Origin of the sequence: Psychroserpens sp. XS_ASV72 (assembly GCF_041224425.1) — a bacterium.
Taxonomy (GTDB): domain Bacteria; phylum Bacteroidota; class Bacteroidia; order Flavobacteriales; family Flavobacteriaceae; genus Psychroserpens.
Genome location: NZ_JBGFGL010000071.1, coordinates 88,967 through 104,055, shown reverse-complemented (window position 1 = coordinate 104,055; position 15,089 = coordinate 88,967). Strand labels below are relative to the sequence as shown.

Annotated in this window: 10 protein-coding genes and 1 riboswitch; of the genes, 2 read left to right on the top strand and 8 right to left on the bottom strand. The window is 36.8% G+C overall.

The window, feature by feature from the left end; genetic code table 11:
* Positions 1-2 precede the first annotated feature (2 nt).
* From AB9K26_RS04220 to AB9K26_RS04190, 7 genes are all read right to left on the bottom strand, one after another.
* Positions 3-749 carry a head GIN domain-containing protein gene (locus AB9K26_RS04220; RefSeq protein ID WP_369971292.1) on the bottom strand — a complete coding sequence of 249 codons (747 nt, stop codon included), beginning with the start codon at positions 747-749 and terminating at the stop codon, positions 3-5.
* On the bottom strand, positions 746-1,846 hold the full coding sequence (locus AB9K26_RS04215) for an acyloxyacyl hydrolase (protein ID WP_369971291.1): 1,101 nt from the start codon (positions 1,844-1,846) through the stop codon (positions 746-748). Before AB9K26_RS04215 ends, AB9K26_RS04220 begins: the two co-directional genes overlap by 4 nt.
* A gap of 44 nt (positions 1,847-1,890) precedes the next feature.
* Positions 1,891-3,150, bottom strand: coding sequence for a pyridoxal phosphate-dependent aminotransferase (locus tag AB9K26_RS04210; RefSeq protein ID WP_369971290.1), 1,260 nt, complete (start codon positions 3,148-3,150; stop codon positions 1,891-1,893).
* A 74-nt stretch (positions 3,151-3,224) separates the two neighbouring features.
* Complete coding sequence (gene metF / locus AB9K26_RS04205; RefSeq protein ID WP_369971289.1) at positions 3,225-4,181, bottom strand: methylenetetrahydrofolate reductase [NAD(P)H]; 957 nt, start codon at positions 4,179-4,181, stop codon at positions 3,225-3,227.
* Positions 4,182-4,187: 6 nt separating this feature from the next.
* Complete coding sequence (gene metH, locus AB9K26_RS04200; protein ID WP_369971288.1) at positions 4,188-6,905, bottom strand: methionine synthase; 2,718 nt, start codon at positions 6,903-6,905, stop codon at positions 4,188-4,190.
* A 2-nt stretch (positions 6,906-6,907) separates the two neighbouring features.
* A complete protein-coding gene (locus AB9K26_RS04195; protein ID WP_369971287.1) occupies positions 6,908-7,267 on the bottom strand; it encodes a four helix bundle protein in 360 nt (119 codons plus the stop codon).
* Between the two features lie 33 nt (positions 7,268-7,300).
* Positions 7,301-8,302 carry a homocysteine S-methyltransferase family protein gene (locus AB9K26_RS04190; RefSeq protein ID WP_369971286.1) on the bottom strand — a complete coding sequence of 334 codons (1,002 nt, stop codon included), beginning with the start codon at positions 8,300-8,302 and terminating at the stop codon, positions 7,301-7,303.
* 108 nt (positions 8,303-8,410) lie between these two features.
* Positions 8,411-8,530: riboswitch (SAM riboswitch) on the bottom strand.
* 265 nt (positions 8,531-8,795) lie between these two features.
* Here AB9K26_RS04190 and metK point away from each other — a divergent pair.
* The gene (metK, locus tag AB9K26_RS04185) at positions 8,796-10,049 is read left to right on the top strand and encodes a methionine adenosyltransferase (protein ID WP_369971285.1); all 1,254 of its coding nucleotides are present in this window, start codon (positions 8,796-8,798) and stop codon (positions 10,047-10,049) included.
* Positions 10,050-10,321: 272 nt separating this feature from the next.
* Positions 10,322-12,109 carry a carboxypeptidase-like regulatory domain-containing protein gene (locus AB9K26_RS04180; protein ID WP_369971284.1) on the top strand — a complete coding sequence of 596 codons (1,788 nt, stop codon included), beginning with the start codon at positions 10,322-10,324 and terminating at the stop codon, positions 12,107-12,109.
* A 199-nt stretch (positions 12,110-12,308) separates the two neighbouring features.
* On the opposite strand, the gene AB9K26_RS04175 is transcribed toward AB9K26_RS04180, so the two are convergent.
* Entirely contained in the window at positions 12,309-15,047 is a 2,739-nt protein-coding gene (locus AB9K26_RS04175) for a carboxypeptidase regulatory-like domain-containing protein (protein ID WP_369971283.1), read from the bottom strand.
* Positions 15,048-15,089: the final 42 nt, after the last annotated feature.

Here is a 15,089-nt window from a genome sequence, read left to right as displayed (position 1 = left end):
TATTATTCAAAAATCAGGTGTCCTGTATAAAATTGTTGTACCTCAACCGTTGGTGGTGTGTTGACTACAATCACATTCCCAGTACTGCGAATCTCACCGATTAGAGACTGTTGCGGATTTACAATCATATCATTACTGCTGCGTTGGAAAATCTCAATATTTTGGGCAACTAAGTTTCGTCCTTCAAATCGCGCATCTCCTGAAAAATAATCAATATATAGATCTTCGGTTTGACCATTGATAAAAATGGTAGATAAATTATTCACCACACACCTTAAGGTATTGCAATCGACAGACACATTAAAATTACCATCTGTGTTAAATTCTTCCGAAGTAAAATCCTCAGAAATCAATTGCAAGGTGTCATAAGTCAAAATACCTTCACTTTGAACCGTTAATCCTGAAGCATTTCTAATTTCGTTCAAATTTGGAGCGCTAACAAACACTTTGGTAATGCCATAATTTCTGGTAAGATTACAAGCGTTATTGTTTTTTACAACCAATTTGTTGTTCTCTACTCTAATTTCAATGTCGTTTAATAAGTTTTCTCCTGTTTCAACCACAACACTTTGGTCTTGGTCTTGTTTGATAATGAGTTGAACTCTTGGAAACACTGTAATCTTAGTAAAACTATTGACCACAAATTCTTGCTGAATGATATTTCCAGCATTTTGAATACAATCTGGAGCATTTTCGCCATTACAGGCAAAAAGCAAAATTGACAGTACGATGTAGCTAAATTTTTTCATAATCTAATCCCTATTCCAAATTCGACAGCTTCAGCTTTTGCAGCATGTGATTTAAGAGTGATTGCTCCAAAAAAGCGATCTCCAAAATACCGTTTCAATCCGATACGATTATACACTTGACCTTCAAAATCGTAAGGATAGTATACATAATAACCCAGTTGGGTTATAAAAGACATCTTATTGATAAAAAGTTCATGACCTACAAAAAACCCGACACGCTTCCAATCTTCATCGCCACTCACGTTCAGTTCAGGAAATGCAACAGAATAAAAATAAATAAGCTCTTCCAAAAACTTTGAAAAAAACACATCAGCTCCTAATTGGATGGCACTCTTACGATTCAGTCGTTTGTCGGCATAAGCTGATACAATATAAAATGGAAACTGACCAACTGCTATGATATCACTTTCATTCAACCCAGTACGGAATGCAAAATTATACCTGATAGGTTCTGTAAATTTTTTCTCTTCACTTGAAGGAATATAATCTGGTTCATTCGCATAATCCCATAAATAATTTGCTCCAACATTGAACACAAAAGTGTTGGTTGAATTATTTGGTGCCTTAAAGTTGGCATTCGAATAATGAATGATTGAAAATCCGGCTTGAAGCCCCAAACCTTTAAAAATGTTTTCCTTTTTATAATTCAGCATCACATAGGTAGTACTCAACAAGTGTGATCCGTAGGCATTGTTGTTGAAATTCTCAATTTTATCGTATGGCTTGGTATTGTATGCAATTCCTTGTCCGATACGGAAATTAAGATGTCGCTTCAGAAAGTAAAAATTGAAATGTGCATAAACGCTATAATTCTCACCAAGATAATGGTTCTTCATGTCTTGATAAATGAATGAAAATCCCCAATCTGGATAGTTGTATCTGCTTTCCCAGTTCTTAAATCCGTAGGTTTTCTGATTGTAACTTAAAATCAGACCTGTGGGATGATCTGTTATTAAATGGGAAATATCAGGATTGTGTTCTAGAATCGTCCCATAGAACAAATTGGCATCCAAAGTAAAGGGATGGCTTTTAGATTTGTCCTGCGCTAATAAGCTATAAGACAGAATCAGCAATAAAAAAGTTAGGTAACGTTGCATTCCATTTTTTCTCAAACAAAAGTAACAGAATAAATGTAATGAGCTTAGGATAAATTTTCCAAAGCTTTTTTCAGCAAATCAAAAATGGTATCGATTTCTTCCTTTTTGGAAGTTCCAACAGAAAGTCGAAACCAATTTGAAGTTCTTGAAGCTCCAAAGGCATAGAAAGGAACAACTGCTAATTTGGCTTCATTGAGCAAATAGCTCGTGACTTCTTCTATGGAATTCAATTGTTCTCCATCAACTGTGGTTTTTCCAATCAGATCAAATTGAACAGTTAAATACAAAGCCGCTTCAGGTTCGATAGCATGAACTGCAAAGCCTTGAGATTTTAAATCTTGAAATCCGTCATAAAACTTCTTCAATCTGTAATGCAATTCTTGTTTGATATAACCTAAATATTGGGACACCGTTTCTGTTTGCGACAAATAAGAGGCAACTGCCATCTGTTCAGCTTTTGGAGCCCAAGCACCAATATGGCTCAACAAGGCTTTCATCTTATTGATGACATGACTTGGACCAAAAGCCCAACCCACTCGAACACCAGTTGAAGCAAAAGCTTTGGAAATACCATCAATAAAAATGGTATATTCACGAATGTCAGGATTGAGTTCTACTGGATTGTAATGTGCCGTCTCACCATACGTTAACTGCCAATAAATTTGATCGTAAAGCACATACAAAGGTTTTTGACCTTCTTTCTTGCGACGCTCGTTTTCAGTAATCACCAAATTGGAAATTTCTAATAAGGTCTCTTTATCAAATGTGGTTCCAGTCGGATTTAGCGGAGAACAAAGTGCCAATAATGCAATATCCTGAACATGAGGTTCGATATCCTCAACGGTTGGCATGAATTTGTTTTTAGCTTTGGTTTCAACAACCACAGCTTTATTTCTAGCTAAATAGGTATAAGCATCATTATTCCATGATGGTACAGGATATAAAACGGTGTCTTCTAAATCTAATACTGTTTGGTACAAGGCATAGATAAGTGGTCTCGCACCACCAGAGATAAGTATTTCATCTTTAGTATAACGCAACCCAAGACGATTGGCCAAATAGGAAGAAACCGTTTCTCGAAGCTCTTCCATTCCATTTGCTGTTGGGTAATTGGTTTGGTCATTTTCGTAAGCCTCAACAATTTCTCTTTTCAAGGCTTTTGGAATTGGAAATACACTAGAATCGAAATCACCTATAGTTTGGTTGTAAACGGTTTCACCTTTTGCTTTAAGAGCATTAACCTCACCAGCAATTTTAATAATTTCGGATCCTTTTAATCCTTCAGCTAATTTTGATGTTTTCATACCTAATTTACCCTAACAATTTCGTTTTGCAAAAGTACGCTTTCTCAACTGATTTTAGAAATTGAAATCCTTTTTTAAAACACTTTAGAAGCTATCGATTTGATATTGTCGCTTTTACCCATTGAATAATAATGCAATACAGGAATACCTGCTTTTTGAAGCGCTTTAGATTGTTCAATACACCACTCGATACCAACTTGGGCAACTTGAGAATTGTCTTTACATTTTACAATTTCCATAATCAAAGTTTCAGGCAAATCAACATGAAAACGATGCGGAATTAAATTCAGTTGCTTTTTGGTCGCAATTGGCTTTAAGCCTGGAATGATTGGAACGGTTATTCCCGAGGCTCGACACTTATCCACAAAATCAAAATACTTCTGGTTATCAAAAAACATTTGAGTGACAATATAGGTGGCGCCATTTTTGATTTTCTTTTTCAGAAAATGGATATCACTATCCAAGCTAGGAGCTTCCATGTGCTTTTCAGGATAAGCTGCTACACCTATACAAAAATTGGTCTTTGAAGAGTTTTGAAGGTCTTCGTCTAGATAATTGCCCTTATTGAGTTCTGAAATTTGCGTGACCAGTTCACTTGCGAAATGATGCCCTTCTTTTTCAGGTTTAAAATAGGTTTCGGTCTTCACGGCATCACCTCGTAAAGCCATGACATTTTCAATACCTAGAAAATCAAGATCAATCAGAAAGTTTTCGGTGTCTTCTTTTGTAAATCCGCCACAAAGAATATGCGGAATGGCATCAACACTGTACTTGTTTTGAATTGCTGCACAAATCCCAACCGTTCCAGGTCGTTTCTTGACAATTTTTTTCTGTAATAAGCCATTTTCCAATTCCTTGTAAAGGTATTCTTCCCTATGGTAAGTCACATCAATAAAAGGTGGATTAAATTCCATTAATGGATCAATATTATTAAAAATGGATTGGATATGCTGCCCTTTTAAAGGCGGTAAAATTTCAAAAGAAAATTGAGTATTTCCATTCGCTTTTTCAATATGTTCTGTAACCTTCATATATTTTTAGTTATCTGCTAGATTCGGATTTAACCATTTTTTAGCTTCGTCTTTACTAATTTGTCTTCGCTTGGCATAATCTTCCAATTGATCGTCGGTAATTTTTCCCAATCCGAAGTATTTAGATTCTAGATGCGCAAAATAATAACCACTTACACTAGCAGCTGGCCACATGGCCAAACTTTCGGTAAGTTTTACACCAATATTTTTTTCAACATCCAAAAGTTTCCAAATGGTATTTTTTTCTAAATGGTCTGGACAAGCAGGATAGCCAGGCGCAGGCCTGATACCTTTATATTGCTCTTGTATCAATTCTTCGTTGCTTAAGTTTTCCTGACTTGCATAAGCCCAAACCTCTGTTCTTACATGTTTGTGTAAGTATTCAGCAAAAGCTTCTGCCAAACGATCGGCTAACGCTTTTATCATAATAGCATTATAGTCATCATTATCCGCTTCATATTGCTTTGCCAAAGCATCTGTACCAAAGCCTGTCGATACACAAAAAGCACCAATATAATCTTGAATTCCAGAAGTTTTCGGTGCAATAAAATCGGATAAGGCATGATTAGGGACACCTTCTCGTTTTTTGAGTTGTTGTCGTAATGTTAGGAAGGTATGCTTGAGTTCGCCATGTTCATCATAGACTTCAATATCATCGTCATTTACGGTGTTTGCTGGAAACAATCCGAATACAGCTTTAGCTTTCAATAATTTGTTTTTGAAAATCTCCTGTAAAGTGTCTTGTGCATCCTTGAACAATTCGGAAGCTTGCGTTCCAACAATCTCATCGTTTAGAATCTCCGGAAACTTTCCGTGTAAATCCCAACTTCTGAAAAACGGACTCCAATCAATATAATCTTCCAGTAGCGTGATGTCAAAATCATTGATAACCTGAACACCTAGTTGCTTAGGTGTAACAACTGAATTAACATCCCAATCTATTCTGAATTTGTTTTGTCGCGCTTCTTGAATACTCAAATATGCTTTACGCTTGCCACGTTTTAAAAACTGTTCCCTGAAGTTGTCGTACTCTTTTCTGATTTCAGATTTATACACCTGATTGTCTTTTTGTAACAAATTACCGACAACAGTCACAGCTCTTGAAGCATCATTGATATGAACGACTGTATGATCATAATGAGGAGCAATTTTTACAGAAGTATGGGCTTTTGATGTTGTAGCACCTCCAATAATCAATGGGATGGTTAAATTTTCCTTTTTCATAGCTTTGGAAAGATAGACCATTTCATCAAGTGAAGGGGTAATCAAGCCACTCAATCCAACAATATCGACTTGTTCCTTTTTGGCAACCTCTATGATTTTCTCTGGCGGAACCATAACACCCAAATCGATGATTTCATAATTATTACAACCCAAAACCACACTCACGATATTTTTACCGATGTCATGCACATCACCTTTAACCGTAGCCATCAAAATTTTCCCAGCATATTCTTGTTGTCCATCTTTTTCAGCTTCGATAAAAGGTTTCAGATAGGCTACTGCTTTTTTCATGACACGAGCCGATTTGACAACCTGTGGCAAGAACATTTTTCCGCTTCCGAAGAGATCACCAACCACATTCATTCCTGTCATTAAATAACCCTCAATAACCTCAATAGGTTTTTCAGTTGCTTGGCGAGCTTCCTCAACATCATCGACAATAAATGTATCAATCCCTTTAACAAGACTATGCGTTATGCGTTCCTGCAAAGATTCATTGCGCCACTCTTGAACTTTTGTGTTACTATCTTTGGCAACCTCTTTAACCGATTCTGCAAATTCCAATAGGCGTTCTGTTGCCTGATCATCACGATCAAACAAAACATCTTCAACATGCTTCAATAACTCTTTTGGAATTTCATCATAAACTTCCAACTGCGTCGGATTGACAATCCCTAAATTCATTCCATGTTGAATGGCATGGTATAAGAATGCAGAATTAATCGCTTCACGAACGACTGTATTTCCTCGGAAAGAAAAGGACACATTACTCACACCACCAGACACATTAGCATAAGGCAAATGTGTTCGAATCCATTTCGTGGCTTTGAAGAAATCCAGTGCATTCAATCGATGTTCTTCCATTCCTGTCGCCACGGGAAAAATATTAGGATCAAATATGATATCCTGAGGCGGAAATTTGACAATATCCACCAATATTTTATACGATCTTTCGCAGATTTGGATGCGTCTTTCATAAGTATCGGCCTGACCAATCTCATCAAATGCCATCACAATGACAGCAGCACCATAGCTTTTTATCAATGTAGCTTGTCTGATAAATTCAGTTTCGCCTTCTTTTAAGCTAATGGAATTGACCACACTTTTACCTTGTACAACCTGCAAACCAGCTTCAATAATCTCCCATTTGGAACTATCGATCATAATAGGAATACGAGCAATATCAGGTTCAGAAGCTATCAGGTTTAAGAAATGTACCATGGCCTCTTTACCATCAAGCATGCCCTCATCCATATTCACATCGAGAATTTGTGCCCCACCTTCCACTTGATCTCTCGCAACATCCAAAGCCTCATCAAACTTGTCTTCCTTGATTAATCTTAAGAATTTTCTAGAGCCTGTAACATTGGTACGTTCACCTACATTGATAAAGTTGCTTTCTGGAGTAACAATTAAGGGTTCAAGACCGGAAAGCTTTAAGTACTTTGTTTTTGGTGTTTTGTGTATGGTGTGTGGCAACATGTGTTTTGTTGAGCTCATAATTATTTTTTGCTTTTGAAATAATTAATGAATCCGTTTAATAGTTTTTTACTCGAAGTAGTTTCATTTAAAACGTTTTCAAGTTGATCTTTTGAAATATACTCTAAATCATAAGCTAAATATAATTGTGTTTCCAGTTCAAAAAGCGAACCTTTTGAAATGTATAAAAATTGAATAGTCTCTTTGTCTGATTGCCTTCCTATGCCTTCAGCAATATTTGAAGGTACAGAAATTACGCTTCTGTTTATTTGATTTGTCAAACTATATATTTCTGTGTTAGGAAATTTCGATGTTAATCCATAAACTGTCTTAACTAACTTTCTTGAGGCAATCCAAACTTCTAACTCTGTATAATCCTTCATAATTCTTGTTCTTTAATTTCTATAAACCAAACACTATACACCAACAACCACTTTTCTAGGGCCATAATTCTTAGCCACTTTTGCAATAGCTTTAATATGTTGCGGATTGGTTCCACAGCAGCCTCCAACAATGTTCACCAAACCATCTTTCAAATAATCCTCAATAAGGTTTTGCATCTGAAGAGCCGATTGATCGTACTCTCCAAACGCATTAGGTAATCCAGCATTGGGATGCGCCGACGTATAGAATTTGGTTTCATGAGATAAACGCTGCAAATATGGTTTGAGCTGTTCGGCTCCTAAAGCACAATTGAAACCAACACTCAATAGTGGTATGTGGGAAATGGACACTAAAAATGCCTCTACGGTTTGACCTGATAATGTTCGTCCAGAAGCATCGGTTATGGTACCTGAAACCATAATAGGAATATCTATCTGTCGTTCTTCCTTTACTTCTTCGATAGCGAATAAGGCAGCTTTGGCATTAAGCGTATCAAAAATCGTTTCAACCAACAACACATCAACACCTCCATCAATCAAAGCTTCTACTTGCTCTTTATACGCTAAACGTAATTCTTCAAAAGTAACCGCTCTATATTCTGGTCGGTTCACGTCTGGCGACATACTTGCGGTTTTATTGGTCGGACCAATACTTCCAGCGATAAAACGCGGTTTTTCTGGATTGGCTTTTGTGAATTCATCAGCGACTTGTTTGGCTATTTTTGCCGACTCGTAATTTAATTCATAAACAAGATCTTCCATCTTGTAATCTGCCATGGCAATGGTTGTTCCTGAAAAGGTATTGGTTTCAACAATATCTGCACCTGCTTCAAAATACTGGCGATGTACTTCAGCAATAGCTTCGGGTTGAGTTAGCGACAACAAATCGTTGTTTCCTTTCAGTGGTAATGGAAAGTCGGCAAAACGCTTCCCTCTAAAATCTGACTCCGAAAAATTATAGCGTTGCAACATGGTTCCCATTGCACCATCCAACACCAAAATCCGTTTCTTAATTTCTTCTCTTATGCTATACATAGATTGATTAAATAACAATTAATACCAAACCTTAACTAAGGCTTAACCTAAAGCATACTTTAAAAAATGTCATGAGAATATTTATAATTACAGAACTGTAATTACGCTTGGTTATCTATCTGAATGTGATACTGTATCACGATTCGAGTAGAATGTAGCACCTTCTTAAATGATTAAGGGTTGCTAAGGTTTCAACGGGTCTATTCCCTCCGCCTTTCTCGATAACATTTCAATAAGTAGTTGAACTTTTACAGTACAAATATTGCAACAAAACGTTTACAATTCCAAATAATATAGAAAAAACTTAAATTCGACTTTCTCTCATTTTTATTTTTTTTACTTTTGCCGAGAACTAATCAAAGAGGAAAAATTTGTTCTGATTGCGACCTCTTCTTCTGAATCAGATTCAGAAGAAAAAAAATGCTAAAGCAGTTATCAACTTCTTTAGTAATAGTGTCATTACTTTTTTCCTTCAAACATTAAAAACACTATTATGCCTTACTTATTTACTTCGGAAAGTGTTTCTGAAGGACATCCAGATAAAGTAGCCGATCAAATCAGTGATGCGCTGATCGATAATTTCTTGGCCTTTGATCCTGATTCAAAAGTAGCTTGTGAAACCTTAGTGACTACTGGACAAGTGGTTCTAGCTGGTGAAGTAAAATCGAATACCTATTTGGATGTTCAAAAAATCGCTAGAGATACGATCAACAAAATTGGATATACCAAAAGTGAATATATGTTTGACGGGAATTCCTGTGGTGTCTTTTCTGCTATTCACGAACAATCTGAAGATATTAATCGTGGTGTAGATAGAGCTTCTAAAGAAGAACAAGGTGCTGGTGACCAAGGTATGATGTTTGGTTATGCTACTAAAGAAACGGATAACTACATGCCTTTAGCCTTGGATTTATCGCACATGATCTTAAAGGAATTAGCTGCTTTACGAAGAGAAAACAAAGACATTACCTATTTACGTCCAGACTCTAAAAGTCAAGTGACTATTGAGTATAGTGATGACAATGTGCCGCAACGAATTGATGCTATTGTTGTTTCGACGCAACACGATGATTTTGGAACTGATGAGGAAATGTTGGCAAAGATTAGAAAAGATATTGTTGATATCTTAATCCCAAGAGTGGTTGCCAAACTTCCTGAGCATATACAAGCACTTTTTAATGACGATATTACTTATCATATCAATCCGACAGGAAAATTTGTGATTGGTGGACCACATGGTGATACTGGCTTAACAGGTCGAAAAATCATTGTAGACACTTACGGTGGAAAAGGTGCTCATGGTGGTGGTGCATTTTCTGGAAAAGATCCAAGTAAAGTAGACAGGAGTGCTGCTTATGCCACGAGACATATTGCTAAAAATATGGTTGCGGCAGGTGTTTGTGATGAAATTTTGGTTCAGGTGAGTTATGCTATTGGCGTCGTTGAGCCAACCTCAATTTTTGTGGATACTTATGGAACTTGTCCTTTCAATTTAACCGATGGTGAGATTGCTCAGAAAATCAAGACCATTTTTGATATGCGTCCAGCCGCTATTGAAGAGCGACTTAAATTACGCCAGCCAATGTACAGCGAAACTGCAGCTTACGGACATATGGGACGCGATTCTGAAACAGTGACCAAAACTTTTGAGCAACCTAATGGTGATCCTAAGACATTAGAGGTTGAATTGTTTACCTGGGAAAAATTAGATTATGTTGACGACATCAAAAAAGCATTTGATCTTTAATAAAGCTTGACATAATAAAATCTTAAAGCCTCTGAAATTTCAGAGGTTTTTAATTTTTTAATGATTGTCGCGCAACCTTTTAGAGAATTTTACATCTAAATAACAAAGGATATAATCTTTTAGATTTAAATGGTATTATTTTGATTATATTTTTCATTGAAAAGCCTTCTGATTAAGAAGGCTTTTTTTATTTGAAATTTTTTAATAAGCAGATAATTAGGGTTTTCTGCGTTCTATCTGTTATATTAGTAACAATTATAAAATTCCATTTCATGACGTCCTTAAAAAACTATTCTCGATTTATTATTATAATCCTTTTTTACTCCTTCTTTATTCTTTCTTGTAATAATGATGACAGTGTCACCAACAATCCCAACCAAAACCAAGGCCCTAACCCCTCAGCATTTGCTGAGAATTTTGGCAATGAGATTAACAGAAACTTTTTAGGGACTGTGGTCGACACCAATAACAATCCCATAGAGAATGTAATGATTAGCATTGGCAGCTCCACGGCAATGACCGACAGTAATGGTGTATTTATCATTAATGCAGCTACGGTCAATGAACGTTTTGGATATGTCATGGCAGAAAAGGCAGGTTTTATCCATGCCTCACGCTCAGTCGTTCCAAGTTCGGGAACCAACAAAGTACGCATCATGATGTTACCTGAAACCGTTGTTGGCACCACATCAAGTGGAACTCAGGAAACCATAAGCTTGTCCAATGGTGCTTCTGTAGCTTTGGAAGGCGACTATAGTAAAGCAGATGGCACGTCATATTCTGGAAACGTCAACGTGATCATGCACCATTTGGATCCAGCCGATGAGAACATGCCAGACCAGATGCCAGGCATGCTCTATGCTGCCAATGCACAGAATGAGGAGCGAATGCTTCAGACCTTTGGAATGCTGGCTGTAGAACTGCGTGGTGAGAATGGTGAGGACTTGAATCTTGCTGAGGGCTCGACTGCTGAAATAAAAGTCCCTTTAGATGCCAGTTTGATGGCCGATGCACCAAGTTCAATCCCATTGTGGTATTTTGATGAGACGCATGGTTATTGGGTTGAGGAAGGTGAGGCTACTTTAGTCGGTAATGAATATGTTGGAACAGTTAGTCATTTTTCGTTTTGGAACTGTGACATTCCAGCTGAAGCCGTAAATCTCTGTATAACTACTTCCAATGTAGATGGAGACTTCTTATCAAATTTAACTATTACGCTTACAAGTAATTCTTATGGCACTACTTCTGGTTACACGAATCAAAACGGAGAAGTTTGCGGATTGGTTCCTAGTGGAGAAACCCTAACAATGAATGTTTACTATTTTGATATCTGCGGTAGCAATCCGATTCACACAGAAAGTATTGGACCTTTTAATTCGGATTCAATAATCAGTATTACCGTTCAAGACGATGCAGATCTGATTTCGGAAACTGTTATTGGTGATTTTACAACCTGTAATGGTGATCCTGTTACTGACGGTTATGTACTACTTGGATATGGCTATGAAACGTTTTCAGATATTGTTACCGATGGAACTTTTGAAATTAATTTAATAAGATGTTCAAGTAGTAATCAATTTTCAATTGAAGCTTACGATTATGTTAACGTACAACAGACAGACTCTATAGCCTATACTTTCACAACACCCATTACAAATATTGGAACGCTACAGTCTTGCAACACAATTGAGGAGTTTATCACCTATCAAGTTGAAGGGAATCCTCCAATCGCATACAACTTTAATGTTTTTGGTGGTGTTGATGGCTCCTATTTGTATGTTAGTTATTATGATCCAAATCAAAACTCACCATATTACTTCTCCTTATCAATAGCTAGTTTTAATGGGCCGAATTCGTATACCGATGCTGAAATACAAATTTTTGATGAAAACAACAGTTCCACAAGTCTTGAAAACTATTTTGTAGGAACTACCAACGTGACTTATTTTGGTGAGGTTGGTGATTATATGGATATCAATTTTAGTGGTGTCATTAATGATTTTAATTCAGATGATACCATTCCAATTTCTGGAACCATACATGCTTTAAGAGATAATTAATTAAAACAAAAAAGCCTTCTCGAATGAGAAGGCTTTTTTATTTGCGTTAAGGATGGAGGCACTACGACTGCGCTCAGTGCAGGCGTTGTTGGAGCTCTTTAGGTTGTGTAATAGTCCGCATCGTAGTGCGGAATGACAAAAACCTAAAAGCGACTGCCGAGAGCCTGACCAACCTTTTGGGTTGGTAACGCCCAAAATCTTACAATGAATAAATCACTCTAAAAGTCAAAAATCGTGGCTGGATAAAATACTCTGTGGCACTTACCGAGAAATTCCCTTGACTGGTATTGAATCTCGATTGGGTGTTCAATAAGTTGGTGCCTTTTAGCTCATATTCCATTTTGGCATCTTTATCCTTGCGGTACGATAGCGAAGCATTCCAAAGCTCGTTATCGTTTAAGGATCTTGATTTATCACGTGTTTCGTTGTAGGTAAAATCGGTTCTGAACGTAATGGTTTTCCAGATATACGCATCGAACTCAATCGTAGGTGCATGTGTAAAGAAAGTAGTATTGGTTCCACCTTGCTTGTTGTTATTGATACCATAGCGATACGACACCTCTACATTTGGCGCTTCCCTAAAATTGGTTCGCAATTGTGCACGATAGTTTTGATTATAGCTCTCGTTAATGGAACGTCTGTTCTGAATGAACTGATTGAATTTTGAATAGGTAAAATTCCCACTTAAGGTTGCTCTTATCTTTTTGAAACTTCTCTGGAAACGTCCAAAGGCACTAAAGGTCTCGTCTGCAAATCCGGAATTGAATGGGGAACTTGTTCTAATAATACTTTCAAAATTTGATAAGTTTCTTATTTGATCAATACGTTTGCTATAGGTTAAATTACCAAAGACATTGGTGTAGTTAAACATATTAAAACTGAAATATCGTAAACTCACCGTATGTGAAGTTCCGTTCTTTAAGGTTTGGTTTCCTGTAAAATACGAATCGTAATTGTTCATCACCAATCCTTGTGCTAATTGGGTCACATCGGTAAATTCGGTTTGCATACGATAGTTAAATTCGATGTTTTCACTCTTTTTGAGTTCCATTCTAACATTGACATCTGGCAATAACCTGAAGAAATTGTCTTTATATTCGGTTCCAAACTGGGTGTTTTTTGCTCCATAGGCATGCGCTGAAAATCCAGGTGTAAACGTGAACATGCCACTTTTCAATCGGTAGTGAACACCCAAATACAAATCACTGAAATTATAGGCAACATCATTTGTATCCAATCCGTTATTAAAAGTTGGACTGGAATCGAAAACCGTTCCATTATCTAAAAACTGAAAAATATTACTGTCAAAATCCTGACGGCTCAAAATGGTTCCCAACGTAAAATTGATATTACTTTTGTTGTTAAGGATGTTCCAATAATCCAATTTAGCATCCAACTGATTCGACTTGATACGCTTGTCTTGGGCTACATTATAATTGTCTAAGGTTTGATCAAACCCTAAGCCTGCGGCTGTATTATCGAAAGGATCACGATCTTCGGGACTTGCATCATTATTCGTTGGGTCATTTTGCAACAAGGCATTGTAAAACGGATCTTCGTCCTGAATTAAGTGTTGCGCTTCCAAGGCAAAAATATTATTGTCGTTTAAAGTGTAGTAGTAATTCAAATCCTGATTAATGCTGTACGGACTGTTTTCTTCAAACTGCAAAGTACTTCCCACGACTGAAGAGGTAAAGTTTTGATCTTGTGATTCTTTGGAAGTACGTCCCAAAATAGCATAATCTAATTGATTGTTAGAGTTTGGTTGGTATTTCGCCTTGAGCTTGAACAACGCCAAATCACTTTTTTGGTTCGTCTTACTTTCGGTATCCTCATCTGGAATGCCTAAATCTGAATCGGTATATCGAACCGAACGGTTTTCCTGAAGGTCAATTCTTGAACTTGTGAAAATGGCGAAACCACTCAAGTCTAATGTTTTCTTAGGTGAATAACTAAAGTTTGCAGCTCCAAATTTGGTCTGAATACTTTTGGCTTGATTGTTCTGAAGTGTCAAAAACCCAAGATTATTATTTCCTAAATTGATATTGGTTCCACTTTGTTGGCTCGGCGGATTAAAGCCTCCAGAAAAGTTAAAGAAATCACGTCTTGTAAAGGCAACTTCTCCAATATTGTTCAAGTCGCCAATAAGATTTATACTGTATTTCGGACTGTAATAAAAGAGTTTTGGTTGTACAATGTAGAGTCCGTTATCATCGGCTACACCAGCTCCAGCAGTAACATCTCCAAACCAGAAATTTTCCTTTCCTTCTTTCAGTTTGATATTGATGGCCACATTATCTTGGTTATTGGTCACACCACTCAGTTGCCCAACGTTAGCATAATTTTTTAAGACCTGTACTTTATCAACCGCATTAGATGGTATGTTCTTGGTTGCCAATTTAGAGTCGCCATCAAAGAAATCCTTTCCATCGACCATGACTTTCGAAACCACTTTTCCCTCCACTTCTATTTGTCCGTCATCATTGATTTCAACTCCTGGTAATTTCTTAAGGACGTCTTCCAGTTTTCGTTCGGTACCATCCTTAAAGGAATCGGCATTATAAACCAAGGTATCACCTTTAATGGTAACTGGCATTTCATAGGTTAACTGAACCTCATCAAGCGTATTGTCATTTTGAAGCGTGTAATCTTTAGTAATGTTTTCTTCCTTGGTGGCAAGTTCTTCAGAAAAGGTCTTCATACCTATATAACTCACTTGAATATTATAGGTCGTGTTCTTTTCCAAATCTAATTTATAACGTCCTTTATCGTTGGAAATAGCATAAGACGCCATGGTTTTGGTTTCTTTATTTATAGCAATGATATTAGCCAATTCCAAAGGTGTACCAATACTATCTTTAACCACACCTTGAACTGAAACTTGTGCACTAAGTGTGCTGGTTACTAATAGTAACAGGAGGAAGTAAATATTTTTCATTTGTAGATTTTAAACTCTTGATTATTTTTTTAAAAGTCAGTT

Bases quoted from the DNA above. Each gene is read 5' to 3' on its own strand.
- AB9K26_RS04190 (WP_369971286.1), bottom strand. From the start codon at position 8,302: ATGTATAGCATAAGAGAAGAAATTAAGAAACGGATTTTGGTGTTGGAT.
- metK (WP_369971285.1), top strand. From the start codon at position 8,796: ATGCCTTACTTATTTACTTCGGAAAGTGTTTCTGAAGGACATCCAGAT.
- AB9K26_RS04180 (WP_369971284.1), top strand. From the start codon at position 10,322: ATGACGTCCTTAAAAAACTATTCTCGATTTATTATTATAATCCTTTTT.
- metF (WP_369971289.1), bottom strand. From the start codon at position 4,181: ATGAAGGTTACAGAACATATTGAAAAAGCGAATGGAAATACTCAATTT.
- AB9K26_RS04220 (WP_369971292.1), bottom strand. From the start codon at position 749: ATGAAAAAATTTAGCTACATCGTACTGTCAATTTTGCTTTTTGCCTGT.
- AB9K26_RS04175 (WP_369971283.1), bottom strand. From the start codon at position 15,047: ATGAAAAATATTTACTTCCTCCTGTTACTATTAGTAACCAGCACACTT.
- AB9K26_RS04215 (WP_369971291.1), bottom strand. From the start codon at position 1,846: ATGCAACGTTACCTAACTTTTTTATTGCTGATTCTGTCTTATAGCTTA.
- metH (WP_369971288.1), bottom strand. From the start codon at position 6,905: ATGAGCTCAACAAAACACATGTTGCCACACACCATACACAAAACACCA.
- AB9K26_RS04210 (WP_369971290.1), bottom strand. From the start codon at position 3,150: ATGAAAACATCAAAATTAGCTGAAGGATTAAAAGGATCCGAAATTATT.
- AB9K26_RS04195 (WP_369971287.1), bottom strand. From the start codon at position 7,267: ATGAAGGATTATACAGAGTTAGAAGTTTGGATTGCCTCAAGAAAGTTA.